General features: G+C 61.3%; 12 protein-coding genes and 1 tRNA gene. 4 read left to right on the top strand and 9 right to left on the bottom strand.

Going from position 1 to position 14,580, the window contains the following annotated elements; genetic code table 11:
• The first annotated feature begins 201 nt into the window (after positions 1-201).
• Positions 202-960, top strand: a complete 759-nt coding sequence (locus BW992_RS19520; protein ID WP_072459354.1) for an SDR family oxidoreductase — start codon at positions 202-204, stop codon at positions 958-960.
• A gap of 80 nt (positions 961-1,040) precedes the next feature.
• Positions 1,041-1,547, top strand: a complete 507-nt coding sequence (locus BW992_RS19525; RefSeq protein ID WP_072398426.1) for a nuclear transport factor 2 family protein — start codon at positions 1,041-1,043, stop codon at positions 1,545-1,547.
• Positions 1,548-1,786: 239 nt separating this feature from the next.
• Here the strand turns inward: BW992_RS19525 and BW992_RS19530 are convergent.
• Positions 1,787-1,874, bottom strand: a tRNA-Ser gene (locus BW992_RS19530).
• A 124-nt stretch (positions 1,875-1,998) separates the two neighbouring features.
• Here BW992_RS19530 and BW992_RS19535 point away from each other — a divergent pair.
• Complete coding sequence (locus tag BW992_RS19535; RefSeq protein ID WP_039588756.1) at positions 1,999-2,670, top strand: Bax inhibitor-1/YccA family protein; 672 nt, start codon at positions 1,999-2,001, stop codon at positions 2,668-2,670.
• A gap of 67 nt (positions 2,671-2,737) precedes the next feature.
• Here BW992_RS19535 and BW992_RS19540 read toward each other — a convergent pair whose 3' ends face one another.
• Positions 2,738-3,175: an Lrp/AsnC family transcriptional regulator gene (locus tag BW992_RS19540; protein ID WP_072398427.1), complete on the bottom strand. Its 438-nt coding sequence runs from the start codon at positions 3,173-3,175 to the stop codon at positions 2,738-2,740.
• A gap of 134 nt (positions 3,176-3,309) precedes the next feature.
• On the opposite strand from BW992_RS19540, the gene BW992_RS19545 reads away from it, so the two are divergent.
• Positions 3,310-4,203, top strand: a complete 894-nt coding sequence (locus BW992_RS19545; protein ID WP_076406937.1) for a DMT family transporter — start codon at positions 3,310-3,312, stop codon at positions 4,201-4,203.
• A gap of 16 nt (positions 4,204-4,219) precedes the next feature.
• On the opposite strand, the gene BW992_RS19550 is transcribed toward BW992_RS19545, so the two are convergent.
• From BW992_RS19550 to BW992_RS19580, 7 genes are all read right to left on the bottom strand, one after another.
• Positions 4,220-5,845, bottom strand: coding sequence for an NADP-dependent glyceraldehyde-3-phosphate dehydrogenase (locus BW992_RS19550; RefSeq protein ID WP_072431165.1), 1,626 nt, complete (start codon positions 5,843-5,845; stop codon positions 4,220-4,222).
• Positions 5,846-6,004: 159 nt separating this feature from the next.
• A complete protein-coding gene (locus tag BW992_RS19555; RefSeq protein ID WP_072398430.1) occupies positions 6,005-6,919 on the bottom strand; it encodes an autotransporter domain-containing protein in 915 nt (304 codons plus the stop codon).
• Between the two features lie 298 nt (positions 6,920-7,217).
• Positions 7,218-9,641, bottom strand: a complete 2,424-nt coding sequence (locus tag BW992_RS19560) for an autotransporter family protein (protein ID WP_076406938.1) — start codon at positions 9,639-9,641, stop codon at positions 7,218-7,220.
• 179 nt (positions 9,642-9,820) lie between these two features.
• Positions 9,821-10,621, bottom strand: coding sequence for an endonuclease/exonuclease/phosphatase family protein (locus tag BW992_RS19565; RefSeq protein WP_072398432.1), 801 nt, complete (start codon positions 10,619-10,621; stop codon positions 9,821-9,823).
• A 164-nt stretch (positions 10,622-10,785) separates the two neighbouring features.
• Positions 10,786-11,550: a PIG-L deacetylase family protein gene (locus BW992_RS19570; protein WP_072398433.1), complete on the bottom strand. Its 765-nt coding sequence runs from the start codon at positions 11,548-11,550 to the stop codon at positions 10,786-10,788.
• 302 nt (positions 11,551-11,852) lie between these two features.
• Positions 11,853-14,012 (bottom strand): glycogen debranching protein GlgX, encoded by a 2,160-nt coding sequence (gene glgX / locus BW992_RS19575; RefSeq protein WP_072398434.1) that lies wholly within the window; start codon positions 14,010-14,012, stop codon positions 11,853-11,855.
• A 208-nt stretch (positions 14,013-14,220) separates the two neighbouring features.
• Complete coding sequence (locus BW992_RS19580; protein WP_072398435.1) at positions 14,221-14,568, bottom strand: DUF2934 domain-containing protein; 348 nt, start codon at positions 14,566-14,568, stop codon at positions 14,221-14,223.
• Positions 14,569-14,580 lie beyond the last annotated feature (12 nt).

The raw sequence follows: 14,580 nt of genomic DNA on the forward strand, positions 1-14,580 counted from the left end.
AATGTTCGAGCTTCAGTCGAAAAGACGGCCCATGCGCTGAACCAATGAGTGGCAATCTAAACGATTCAACCTTTGCCGACGCCTCACATAATTGAACGACCAATGTTCATTTATGGCAGTGCCAACCAGCACCTGACTCCCCACAAAATGCCCGCACTGTGGTTTCAGTCGATCCACACAACCAGGACCGAGGAGTCAGCTATGTCAGGTAAATTCGCTAATCGGATTGCAGTCGTCACCGGCGCATCCACCGGGATCGGCTTTGCGATTGCGCAGGGTTTGATTGCCGAGGGGGCCAAGCGTGTTTACATCACGGGGCGTTCTGCTGCCACGCTGGAGGCGGCGGTCGCCAAGCTCGGTGATAAAGCGGTTGCGGTAATTTGCGATGTCGCGAGCCAGGCTGATCTCGATAAGCTCAAGGCGACGATTGATGCTCACGACGATCAGTTGGACTCGGTGTTCGCCAACGCGGGTATCTGTGAAAGGAACCCGGTGGGGGAGACCACCGAGGCTGCTTATTTCAACATGTTCGACATTAATGTGAAGGGCGTCTTTTTTACTGTCCAGACGCTGATGCCCTTGTTGAAAAATGGCGCTTCGATCGTGCTGACGGCTTCTATCTGCTCCAGCAATGGGATGGAAGGATTGAGCCTCTATAACGCATCCAAGGCAGCGGTGCGATCTTTTGCAAGGACCTGGGCCAACGAACTCAAAGGTCGCAAGATTCGAACGAATGTCCTGAGCCCAGGCTTCACCCGCACCCCGCTGATGGATAACGGCTTGAAGATGAGTGAAAGCGACATAGCGGCGCTGCGCCAACATGTCGAGCAGATCACACCGCTGGGGTATATGGCTCAGCCCGAAGAGATCGCCTCATCGGCGCTGTTCCTTGCATCCGCCGATGCGAAATATGTCAACGGTGTGGAGCTGATGGTCGACGGCGGCCTGTCGCAGATCTGAACACCCGCTTGACCGTAGCGCAGCCCTCGCCGTGGGTTGCTTTTTTCGCTGTTGCGAAGCCTCAGACAGGAAGTGTCATCATGAACATTGAAGAGCTGACCACTCGACTGGAAGCCTTGGAAAGTCGCGCCGCTATCGAGTCGCTGATCAGCGCCTATGCCAACGCATTCGATCGCATCGACGTGTCGCTCCTGGGCCGGATCTGGCACGAAGAATCGACACTGGACTTACCGGGTTTCGGCAAGGCCGGAAATAGGAATGAAATCCTGGCGATGGCTCAAGACAGTTGGCGCCAGATGCCACATATGCACCACTGGATGGCCAACCCGGTGATCGAAATCGAGGGTGACAGTGCCTTGGGTACGGTGGCAGCGGATTGCCTGTTCCTGGACATTGAAAAAGGTCCAGTTCAAGTCAGCGGGCTGTACCACGATAAGTTTGAACGTCGGCAGGGGAAATGGGCATTTCTGTCACGCCGTTTTGAACTCCATTTCCTGACGCCGTTGAAAGACTGGATACCCTTGGCGGGCGATGAAAAGTACGCCGTGGACGAACATCGGAGCCTGGACTTGCTCCCGAAAGGTTGACGTGCTTGCGGGATCTGCGTGAGAGCGCGAACGACAAGTGCTGCCTGTCCTAGTTGTTCAAGTTCCAGGAAACGATAGTGAAAAACGGATAATCCCGGGCTCTGGCCGTTCGACAGGCATGTGGCCTCCATCGGACGCACCTCGAAAAGACCCGGAAAACGACCCTGAAGGGAGCCACGAGGTTCCTGGATCCCAGAAACGACAAAGCCCTGAATAATCAGGGCTTTGTCGCAAGAAGATGGCGGAGGCGATGGGATTCGAACTCATGGACCTGTTACAGTCGACGGTTTTCAAGACCGTTGCCTTAAACCACTCGGCCACACCTCCGTATTGCATTGCGGGCGCCATGATACCCGAATGAAACACACTGTCAAACTCTCCACGTAGCTTGTTACAGAGCGTCTGTTATGATCCTTGCCACTGAATGTTTCAAAACCGGAGGAGTGTCGCCATGCGCGAACAGGATTACGCAGTGAACAACAGCGTGCAGGCCGAGCAGCTAGAGGTTAGCCGTGTCCTGCGCAACACTTATGGCCTGCTGGCACTGACGCTGGCTTTCAGCGGTGTGATGGCCTTTGTCGCCCAACAGATGCGTGTCGGCTACCCGAACATCTTCGTGGTGCTGATCGGCTTCTACGGCCTTTTCTTCCTTACCAACAAGCTTCGCGATTCGGCCTGGGGCCTGGTGTCGGCGTTCGCGCTGACCGGTTTCATGGGCTTCCTGCTCGGCCCGATCCTCAACCGTTACCTGGGAATGCAGGGAGGCGCCGAGGTGGTCAGTTCGGCATTCGCCATGACCGCACTGGTGTTCGGTGGCCTTTCGGCCTACGTGCTGATCTCCCGCAAGGACATGAGTTTCCTGAGCGGTTTCATCACCGCTGGTTTCTTCGTGTTGCTGGGCGCGGTAGTAGCCAGCTTCTTCTTCCAGATCAGCGGCCTGCAGCTGGCGATCAGCGCCGGTTTCGTGCTGTTCTCGTCGGTCTGCATCCTGTACCAGACCAGCGCCATCATTCACGGCGGCGAGCGCAACTACATCATGGCTACCATCAGCCTGTATGTCTCGATCTACAACCTGTTTGTCAGCCTGCTGCAGCTGTTCGGCCTGATGGGCCGCGACGACTGATCACTTCGTGACAACGAAAGCCCGCCTTCTGGCGGGCTTTTTTTCGTCCACGAAATTCCGATCATCCTCAGTTCATCGGTGGCAAGCGTCGCTTGACCGGCGTCTTCTTGACGATGGCGGTACTGGTTTCGGCCAATACGTTGAGCTTGTCCAGCACGGTATCCAACTGCTCCATGGAGCGTACGTGGAGCCGGGCGATGAAACAGTCATCGCCGGTGACCTTGTCGCATTCGGTAAATTCGGCGATGGCCTGGATCTGCCGTTCCACCTCCTGCAGTTGTCCCGGTAACGGGCGGATACGCACGATGGCCTGGAGTTGATAGCCGAAGCACCGTGGATCCACCTCGACGGTGTAACCCTTGAGTACGCCGCGCTCTTCGAGCCTGCGCAGGCGCTCGGCCACGCTGGGTGAAGAAAGTCCACTCAGGTTTGCCAGCGCCTTGAGGGAAAGGCGGGAGTCTTCCATCAAGGCGCTGATGAGGATCTGGTCGATGTCGTCGGTCATTTGGGCTCCGTTAGGCGAATAGTCGATCTTGCCTTGATAAAAAAGGTCGAAACCCAGTTTAGCCTTTTTCCAGCTATGGAGAACGCGGCGGCCGGCTCGGCATACTGTGCCTCACTTGCTGAAGGAGCCTGAAGATGGACAAGACCTTACGTCGCGGTTCGCTGGAAATGACCGCTGCCATGCTGATTTCCGGAACCATAGGTTGGTTCGTGCTGGTATCGGGCCAGCCGGTATTGGACGTGGTGTTCTGGCGCTGTGTATTCGGCGCTGCCACCTTGCTGCTGATCTGCGCCGGCCTTGGTTTCCTGCGCCGGGATATCCTGACCCGGACGACCTTTCTGCTGGCGGTGCTCAGTGGCGTGGCAATCGTCGGCAACTGGGTGTTGCTGTTCGCTTCCTACTCCCGTGCATCGATCGCTATCGGCACGGCGGTGTACAACGTCCAACCGTTCATGCTGGTAGGGCTGGCGGCGCTGTTCCTGGGGGAAAAGATCACCGCGCAGAAGCTGTTCTGGTTGTTGGTGTCGTTTCTCGGGATGCTGGCCATCGTCAGTGCCCACGGTGAACAGGAGCAGGGGGGCGCAAACTACCTGGCGGGCATCGCGCTGGCCCTCGGGGCGGCGTTGCTGTATGCCATTGCCGCGCTGATCATCAAGCGCCTGACCGGTACGCCACCGCACCTGATCGCGCTGATCCAGGTCAGTACCGGTGTCCTGCTGCTGGCGCCCTGGGCGAACTTCTCGGCGTTGCCGCAACAAGCCCAGGCGTGGGCCAGCCTGCTGACCCTCGGCATGGTCCACACCGGCCTGATGTACGTATTGCTGTATAGCGCCATCCAACGGTTGCCCACCGCGATCACCGGGGCACTATCGTTCGTCTATCCGATCGCGGCGATCTTCGTCGACTGGTTCGCCTTCGGCCATCGCCTCGAACCGCTGCAATGGCTGGGGGTGGCGGCGATCCTGCTGGCGGCCGCCGGCATGCAGCAGGGCTGGGGCATCAAGGCCCGTCGCCCAGCCCTGTCATGAGACGCCGTGGCGCGAGTCAGAAGATGTAGTCGGTGGTGAGGAAGTTCGAATCCCGCTCCCGGATGATGTCGCTGATCAGCGCCTTGTTGCTGTCCTGGAATTTGGTCGCCACCAGGGTTCTGATCGAAAAGGTACGCAGGGCATCGTGGACGGACAAGGTGCCCTCGGCCGAGTTTTTCCGGCCATTGAAAGGGAAGGTGTCCGGGCCGCGCTGGCATTGCGCGTTGATGTTGATGCGCCCGACCTGGTTAGCGAAGGTATCCACCAGCTTGCCGACTTCGGCTGGGTTGGTGCCGAAAATGCTCAGTTGCTGGCCGAAATCGGATTCCAGGACGTAGTCGACCACGGTGTTCAAGTCCCGATAGGGCACGATGGGGACAACCGGACCGAACTGTTCCTCATGGTAGACCCGCATCGCGGTGTTCACCGGATAGAGCACTGCCGGGTAGAAGAATGAACTGCGGGATTCTCCGCCATGGGCATTCACCACCGCGGCGCCTTTGGCAACGGCATCGGCCACGAGCGAATGCAGGTAATCGACCTTGCCCGCCTCGGGCAGCGGAGTCAGTGCCACGCCGTCTTCCCAGGGCATGCCCGGTTTCAGGGCGGCGAGCCTGGCGTTGAATTTTTCGATGAAGGCCGGCGCGACGTCTTCGTGGACGAACAGGATCTTCAATGCCGTGCAGCGCTGGCCGTTGAACGACAGCGAGCCGGTCAACGCTTCGCTGACGGCGTTGTCCAGGTCGACGTCCGGCAGCACCAGCCCGGGATTTTTCGCATCCAGGCCCAGGGCGGCACGCAGGCGGTGCGGGCGCGGATGGAGTTTCTTCAAGTCGCTGGCCGCCTTGTTGGTTCCGATGAAGGCGAAGATGTCGATCTTGCCGCTGGCCATCAACGCACTGACGGTTTCCCGGCCGCTGCCGTAGATCACATTGATCACGCCTGCCGGGAAGCTGTCGCGGAAGGCTTCCAGCAGCGGTCGCACCAGCAGTACACCGAGCTTGGCCGGTTTGAATACCACGGTATTGCCCATGATCAGGGCGGGAATCAAGGTTGTGAAGGTTTCGTTCAATGGGTAGTTGTACGGACCCATGCACAAGGCCACGCCCAGGGGGACGCGACGGATCTGGCCGAGGGTGTCCTGTTCCAGTTCGAAACGGCTGGAGCGGCGGTCCAGTTCCTTGAGGGCGTTGATGGTGTCGACGATATAGTCGCAGGTGCGATCGAATTCCTTCTGGGAGTCCTTTAGGTTCTTGCCGATTTCCCACATCAGCAGTTTCACCACCGCTTCGCGTTGCTCGCGCATGCGTGCAAGGAAGCTTTCCACATGGCGGATCCGTTCGGCAACGCGCATTGTCGGCCATTGGCCCTGGCCGCGATCATAGGCACGGACGGCCGCGTCCAGGGCAGTGAGGGCGGTTTCGGCATCCAGCAACGGAGTGCTGCCCAGTACCACCTGCTCGTCCCCTTGTTCGCCCGCCAGGTACACCGGGCTGCGTACCACGGCCAGCGGCCCCTGCCAGGTTTTCAGGACACCATCGACCAGATATTCGCGCTGTTCGATCCGCCCATCGAGACGGTAGGCCTGGGGAATGTCCGCGGCACTGGGAAACAGGTCGGCGAGAAGGTTGGCTGTGGTCATGTCGTTACTCCCTCAATGAAATGAGCCATGAGCTGATGGCAAGTCGTCAATACAGGGTTATACGCCTTAATGGAGGGAGTTTTTAAGGGGGGCAGGGTTCAATTGCAGTGCAGGCGGGGGCTGGCGGTGTGGTTCGGCCACCGGCCCCGGCACGTCGCGCTACCAGCGCATGCGCACACCCAGGCTGGCGATGATGCCATCGAGGTCGTTGTCATCGACGTCACTGCTGTAGTCGGCGCTGACATACAGGCTCACCACGGGCGTGACCCGTGCCACCAGGCCGAGGCCCACTTCGACGGTGGACGATTTGCGGCTGCTGCTGATCTTGTCCACCTTGTCCAGGCTCAGGGTGTCCGCGTTCTGGACGGTGTGCCACAGGTTGGTTCGCACGTAGGGCTCCATGCCCAGGCCGTTGACTTGATAATGACCCTTGAGGCGCGCACCGACGCGACCGCTCCAGGTGCTCAACTCATTGCCGGTACCGTCGCCGGAATTGGGCGCGTCGAGGGTGATGCGTCGATTGATCAACTGCGCCTGGGGTTCGACCACCCAGTTTTCACTGATGCCGATGGGAAAGCCACCTTCGACCGACAACGTGACGGCGTTGCCTTCGGCGGCCTGGCGTTGGCCTTGCTCGTTGCGGCTGTAACCGCTGACCCGGCCGCCGCTGGCACTCAGGTCCACGTGCCAGCCGGCAGGGCCGGTCAGGCTCCAGTAGGCACCCAGGTTCGTCCCTTGCAGGTTCAAGGTGTCCTTGCCCTGTCCGGCCAGGGCGGGTGTCACCAGGGTACCCGTGACGTTGCCTATGACCTGGTGCTGTTCGCTGATCAGCCCCATGCGCTGGGTATGGCCGTTGTCGTTACGCAGCGTGAACAGCGCCGGACTCTTGCTGGAGACCGGGTCGGTGCCGATGAGCGTGGGGGACGGGTTGCCGGATTGTGTTCGGTCATACCAGGCTTGCGCTGATTGCTCGACAGGCCAGGCCAGGACTTCCATGGAGGAGCACAGCAACAGCGACGTCGATACGGTGTGGAAGGTGGTGGCGATCTCTTGTGGACGGTGGGAAGTTTTCATGGGGGTCTGCCTTGCAATCGCATGCATTTCTCGCTTGGCGTCTCTCCTACCCCGAATGAGGGGCGACCGAATGGATTGAGGCAAGCCTCGGGCGGCCCGCTGTGGCGGGTTCCAGAGGCCTGCCCCTGACTGTATTTCCGGGGGTAGTACGTTGTAGTCAAGAAGACCGATGCCAGCGCGTCAAGAAACCGAGCGATAAATGGCACTCTGAAATCAGGGTTTATAACTCTCTGATTTTTTGATGATCAGAGTCGTCTTGCAGGCGTCAAAAAAACTTCCTCGAAGGCGCTGGATGACCCTACCAACTGACCCGCAGCCCCAGGTTCCCCGCCACGCTGCGTTGCTGGTTGCTATCGAGGTTATTGCTGTAATCCGCGCCGGCATAGACGCTGACGGAGGGCGCCAGGCTCACGATGACGCCGACGCCCAGGTCGCCGGTGGATGCGCGCTGCCGGGTCTCGATCCGGTCGGCGTTGTCGAAGGTGACCGAGTCGGTACCGGAAAAGGTGTGCCACAGGTTGGCCCGCAGGTACGGCTCCACAGGCAGGCCGCCGACTTGATAGCGCCCCTTGAGGCGAGCCCCGAGACGGCCCGTCCAGGCGCTGTCCGAGTCGAACTCGACCCTGGAAACCCCGTCATCCTGGGTGTCCAGCGAAACTTTCTGGTGGATGAGCTGGACCTGGGGTTCGAATACCCAGTCGCCCGCCACGGCGAAGGGATAACCGGCCTCTGCGGACAGGGTCAGTGCATGCCCGCGATTGTCGATCTTCAGGCCTCTTTCGGAGCGGTTGTCGCCGTTCAGGCGCGTGCCCATCACGACTGCGTCGACATAGCCACCGGTGGGATCGGTAAGCGTCCAATAGAGTCCATAGCTGTCACCGTCCAGCTCGATCTTGCCGGCGCGTCGCCCCTCGAAGCCCAGGTTGAAGCCATCGACGTTGCCGTTCAGTTCGGTATGCCCGACAAAAAAACCGATGCGCTGGGTCTGGCCACCGGACAACGGTGCGGCGTACAGGTCGTTGCCCACCTGGAAGCCTTTGATCGATCCATCGAACCGGGGGCTCACCGTACCGGCCCACGTCTGGTCCAGGTCCTTGCCATAGACCCGGCCCCAACCCGCGCCGAACGCCCCGGTTTCGGTGAGCAGGCGCTGGTCGCCCTGGCGGTCATGGAACGTGCCCAGGGCCATCAGGGTCAGCTGCGCCGCGGCCGGAGGCAAGACCGACCAGGTGGGTACTTCAGGGCGGTACAAAGGAATGGGCGCGGCGCCGGGCGCCGGCACCGGCAAGACAGGCAGGCCGGGGCTGGGCGCCGGTACCGGTCCCGCTATCACAGTGGAGCGCAAGTACCAGCTGTTCCCGTCGCCGGTCACGCCTCCCTTGAACAAGCGATAGTCGAACGCACCGGCCGATACCGAGTTCGCCAGGGAAAACGCGCCACTGTCGCTGACGGCCCCGCCCTGGGCCTGCACCAGTTCGATGCCGTTTTGGGTGGTCAAGGCGCCTGCGCCTCCCAGGTTTGTCACGGCGATGGAGGTACTGCCAGTGAGTGTCCCGCCATCGACCACCAGTTTGTCGCTGGATGAGCCGTCCGCACCCACCTTCGTCTGCAGGCGCAATTGTCCGTTATTGCCCACATAGTTGCCTTGGACGGTCAGCGTGTCGCTGGTGCGGGTATTGCCCTGGGTGAGATCCACCGTCCCGGCGTTGTTGAGTGTCACCCGTTGGCCGGCGGTAAAGGGCGCGATGCTGCCCTGGGAGGAAGTCAGCACGCTGCTGGCATCGATGTCGAGTTTCCCCAGGCCCGTGGCGCTGTCGCCCAATACCAGGGCGTCCTCCAGGTCCAGGCGCGAGCCCTGGGTGAGGTCGACATCTTCCCAGTTGAGGTAGCGCGCGCCGGTGGCGGAGGTCGTGTTCTCGAACGTCAGCACGTCCAGGCCCAGGCCGCCGTCCAGGTTAGGTGTGACCGCGAGCCCTGTTTCATCCAGCCGCCGCAACAGCGCCGTGTCACTGCCATCGCCCATCAGGATGGCCGAGTGAATGAGCCCGCCGCTCCACTCCAGTTGGTCATCGCCGGCACTGGCCCTGACCTGGCCAATGATTTCGCCGCCGCTCACGGTAATGCTGTCGTTGCCGCCGCTGACGCTGACATTGCCACCGATGCGTCCCGCGGACAGGATGATGGTGTCCTGGCCGAAGCCCGTCACCAGGTTGCCAATGATCTGCCCACCCGACATGTCGAAAAGGTTGTCGTCGAGTTTCATGTCGACCCGGCCGATGGTGCCACCGCTCATGCGGGCGATGTCGCCGTCCTCGAATGCATCGACGATGGTGCCCCCGGTCATGGAAAACGTATCGAGGCCGTCGCCCTGGGACAGGGACAGGATGCGCCCGCCGGTCATGAGGAAATCGTCGATTCCCGAGCCTTGGCCCACGTCGCCGTCGATCACGCCATTGGCATGGATCTCGACGCGATCTTCACCATCGTCGAACGTGACGTCGCCCTGGATGAGGCCGCTGCCATTGGCAGGCATCGTCAGGCTGTTATTGCCGGTAAGGTCAGTCAGTCCGGGGCTGGTGCCGCTGTCGCAGACATAGTCGTCATTGCCTGCCGTGGGCGTCAGCGTGCAGGCGGCCAGGGCACTGGGGACAGGGACCAGGAAGGGGACCGAAATCCATAGGACGTAGAACAGCCGATTGAATCCATGATCGCGCAGGCTCATGTGCTATCCCTCTGCATCGGCATTCCTGGAATGCCGGTTTCAGCATCGGCTGCACGACAGCTGGCACATGGGCCTGGCAACGCTCGCTGTATGGGATGGCACCCTAGCAACGAATACTCGTCGTCGCTACTGTCAGAACTTACAGGTCGTGAGTCCGCGAATTCCAATGAACAGGGGCACTACAGATGCACTTCCACTGAAAGGGGCAAGTGATCGCTCAGATGCGTCCAGGGCTTGTTGCCCAGGATCTGTGGGGCATGGCTGGTGGCGTTGCGCAGGTAGATGCGGTCCAGGCGCAGCAGAGGGAAGCGGGCGGGATAGGTCCTTGCCGGCCGGCCATGGTGGTGTTCGAAGGCTTCGTGCAGGTACCGGCGGCGGGCGAGGGCGGTATTACCACGTAGCTGCCAGTCGTTGAAGTCCCCCGCGATAATCACCGGGGCGTCCTCGGGCAGCGATTCGAGCAGTTGGCAGAGCAGCTTGAGCTGGAGCTGGCGGTGGCTTTCCAGCAGGCTCAGGTGCACACAGATCCCGTGGACCTCGGCATGGCCCGGCACGTCCAGAACGCAATGCAGCAAGCCGCGCCGCTCCGGACCGGTAATGGAGACATCGAGGTTACGGAACTGGCGGATCGGGTACTTCGACAGCAGCGCATTGCCGTGATGACCATCCGGATACACCGCGTTGCGGCCGTAGGCGAAGTCGTTCCACATGCTGTCGGCCAGGAATTCGTACTGGGAGGTCTGGGGCCAGTTATCGTAGCGCGAGGCATGACGGTCATGTTCGCCCAGCACCTCCTGCAGGAATACCAGGTCGGCGCCGGTGCTGCGTACCGCTTCACGCAGCTCAGGCAGGATGAAGCGACGGTTGAGGGCGGTGAAACCCTTGTGGGTATTGACGGTGAGAACCCGCAGCCGATGGACCGCCACGGGGGTGTCCAACGGCACCGATTCGACAGCCCGCCAGTCGGGATCTCGAGTCACGTTCACTCCTGAATCAGAGGTATCTGTTCATGCGACTGACAGGCGCTGTCGCAGTTCCGGATTTTTCCTGACGAGCGTGGGAGTGTTCCTGTTGCCGCACCGCCTGGCACCGGCCCGCGGGGCGTGACCGTTTCGGCATGCAGGCGCTCCAACCCGCAGCCGATTCAGATGAAGACGATTTCGTACGGCAAACCCATGCGATCCAGGATGACCCGGGGCACCAGGGGGGCGATGCCGCTGGCGGGCTCGCGATTGAGCTGGCTGGCATAGGCATGCATGGCGTGGCGCTTGCGGGCAGTGGTCCACACGTCCAGCCTTAGCTTGCGCGCCCGGTGCCAGGGAATCCTGCCATGTTCGCGGGCCGGCCAGTGCCAGGCCCATACGGGCAGCTCGTTGAAGGTTGCACCGATGCTCTCGGCCGCCACGGCTCCGGCGCGGCCGACCGTGTCGTGGTCGCTGTCGCCGTCCTTGCGCCAGGTGCTGAACACCACGTCGCCGGGGCGCAGGTAATGCCCAATGAAGGCGGTCAGTTGGGCCTCATGGTCGGCTAGGGTCTTTTCCGTGAAGCCCCCGCGTACCCACTGCAAAGCCTGGATCGATACGCCCAGGCGATGCAGGGCGTCCACGCTTTCCTGGGGGTGGGGGCGGTAGATGCGCAGGCGTTCGTCGGTCCACAGTGGTGAGCCGGGGTGGCTGAGCTCCCCGTCGGTGACCGAGATCAGCAGCATGGGCATGTCCAGGTTGCTCAGCAACTGGAGCAGCCCGCCGCAGGCGCCGATCTCGTCGCCGGGGTGTGGGGCGAGGATGACGGCGCGGGCGCCTTCGGGAACCAGTGTCTGGGTACTGATGATGGGAATGTCGGCCAGTTGGGAAGCACTGTTCCAGATCTGCGGGTGCTGCCGGCCTTGCAAGCGAGAGGCAAGTTTCATGAGGGGACATCCTTGTTGTGTTCAATCTTTCAGCCATGCATCGCGCTCACTGCGCGATGATGCCGCCGGCTTCGTACGAAAGGTGCCTGCGCGACTTTCGTACAAACCCTGATGGCCTGGCTGCGATTCGCGGTACTCCGAATCCTGGAATCGACCGCATGGGAAGTATTGACCATGACGGCCAATTCGTCGCGTCACTTGTGTATCTGAACTGCAATTTTTCGTTCGAACTGAGCTGCGTGAGCCCGGAGCACCGCGTCCTTGCGGTGCCTGGCCCTGTGTAACCTTTCTTATCGCCGGCGTTATTGCTCCTCTTCCCGCTGCAGCTCGAACAACAGCAGGGAGCGCCCGGTGACGGAGTATTCGGCGCCGAACTCGAAACGCTCCTGGCCACGAATCGTTGGCTGGTTGGTGTCCACCATGCAGGTCCAGAAGTCACCTTCGGGTACCTCTGGCAGGCGGAAATTGACGATATCGTGATGAGCGTTGACCACCAGCAACAGCGTCGCGTCGCCACCCTTGCGCCGGATACCGGTTTCCTGGGCACGGCCGTCCATCAGCATGCCCAGGCAGCGGCCATGGCCGTCCTGCCACTGCTCGACGGTCATTTCACTGCCGTCCGGCGCCAGCCAGGTCACGTCCTTGACGCCGATGTCCTCGTTGTAATTGCCCACCAGGAATCGGCCACGGCGCAGGATCGGATAGGCCAGGCGCAGCTTGATCAGGCGCTTGACGAACTTCAGCAGTGCCGCCCCGTCCTCGCTCAGGTCCCAGTTGACCCAGCCGATCTCGCTGTCCTGGCAGTAGGCGTTGTTGTTGCCGTGCTGCGTCCTTGCGAATTCGTCCCCGGCCACGATCATCGGCGTGCCCTGGGCCAGCAGCAGGGTGGCGAAGAAGTTGCGCATCTGGCGATGGCGCAGGGCGTTGATCTCGGGATCGTCGGTCGGGCCTTCGACGCCATGGTTCCAGGACAAGTTGTTGTTGCTGCCGTCCTGGTTGTTTTCATCGTTGGCTTCGTTGTGCTTGTCGTTGTACGACACCAGGTCATGCAGGGTGAACCCGTCATGAGCGGTGACGAAGTTCACCGAGGCATAGGGGCGCCGGCCGCGCTGGTTGAACATCTCCCCCGAAGCGGTCATGCGGCTGGCGAAATCGGCAAGCTGGCCGTCGTCGCCTTTCCAGAACGCCCGCACTGTGTCGCGAAACTTGTCGTTCCACTCGACCCAGCCCGGTGGGAAACGCCCCACCTGGTAGCCGCCGGGGCCGCAGTCCCAGGGCTCGGCGATCAGCTTGACCTGGCGCAGGACCGGATCCTGGCGGCAGGCGACGAGGAAACTGTGACGCTCGTCGAAACCGTCGTGATAGCGGCCCAGGATGGTCGCCAGGTCGAAACGGAATCCGTCCACGTGCATTTCCGTGGCCCAGTAACGCAACGAGTCCGTGACCATCTGCAACACGCAGGGGTGGCTCAGGTCCAGGGTGTTGCCGGTGCCGGAGTCATTGATGTAGAAGCGCTTGTCGTCGGGCATCAGCCGGTAATAGGAGGCGTTGTCGATGCCGCGCATGGACAGTGTGGGGCCCTGCTCGTTGCCTTCGGCGGTATGGTTGTAGACCACGTCCAGGATGACTTCCAGGTTGGCCTCGTGCATGTGCGCGACCATTTCCTTGAACTCGGCGATCTTGCCGCTGGCCAGGTAGCGCGGATCCGGGGCGAAGAACGCGATGCTGTTATAGCCCCAGTAGTTGGTCATGCCTTTGTGCAGCAAGTGCTGGTCATTGACGAACGCATGGATGGGCAACAGCTCCACCGACGAAACACCCAGTTTGCGGATGTGGTCGAGCACGTCGTCCACCATCAGCCCGGCGAAGGTGCCGCGCAGGTTTTCCGGCACCGAGGGGTGGCGCATGCTGAAGCCGCGTACATGGGTTTCGTACAGGATGGTCTTGTCCCACGGCACGTTGACGCGATGGTCGTGGCCCCAGGTGTGGGCCGGGTCGATGACCTTGCATTTAGGCACGAACGGGGCACTGTCGCGCTCATCGAAGCTCAGGTCGCCGTCGGGGTGGCCAATGGTGTAGCCGAACAGGGCCTCGGACCACTTGAGTTCGCCCACCAGTTGCTTGGCATAGGGGTCGATGAGCAATTTGTTGGGGTTGAAACGATGACCGTTTTCCGGGTCGTACGGGCCGTATACCCGATAGCCGTAGATCAGTCCCGGATGGGCATCGGGCAGATAGCCGTGATAGATCTCGTCGGTGTATTCAGGCAGTTCGATACGCTCGATCTCGACTTCGCCGGCGGCGTCGAAGATACACAGTTCGACCTTGGTGGCATTGGCGGAAAACAGCGCGAAGTTGACCCCCAGGCCATCCCAGGTCGCGCCAAGGGGGAAAGGCAGCCCTTCGCGAATCCGCGAAGCCTCGATAACGGGCGGCGGGGTGGTTTTCTTTGGACGGGTCATGTTTGCTCCTGCAAAAGGCAGCCAGATTGAGTGAGGCTGTTGACTCGGAATACGTTCATTTCTATTGGGGCCGGGACCTGTGCAGCCAAGGCGAAGGATCACTCCCCGCTAAGGCGCACAGCGGACCTGTGTTGACGGCTGTCGCGCCATCAGGCGGGGACAGCTGGCCCCGCCATCCGCGCGACGTGAGAAGCCGTGAGCCTGATGATCAGACCGCTGGGGGCTTGCGCGCCGCGCGCGGCTTTTTATCCGCAGCCTTGCTGGCCGGTGGCACCACTGCCGGGCTGGCAGAAGGTTTGGCTGCCGGCTTGGCCTTGGGCGTGGTGCTTTTGGTGGCGGCCTTGGCGGCTGTGCTCTTGGCTGCGGCTGGCTTGGCACCATCGGCCTTCGCCGCAGGCTTGGCGGCGGCCTTGGGCGGCTTGCTCGGTGCCAGCGCTTCGGCCTCGGCAAGCTTGCGTGCCATCTCCCAGTGGCGTTTTTCCTGCCCGGTAGGTTTACCTTCGGATTCCCAGATCTGATAGGCAAACTCTCGGATGCGTTTATCGTCGGTACTCATCGCGATGCTCCT

This window comes from Pseudomonas sp. 7SR1 (assembly GCF_900156465.1).
Classification (GTDB): Bacteria; Pseudomonadota; Gammaproteobacteria; order Pseudomonadales; family Pseudomonadaceae; genus Aquipseudomonas.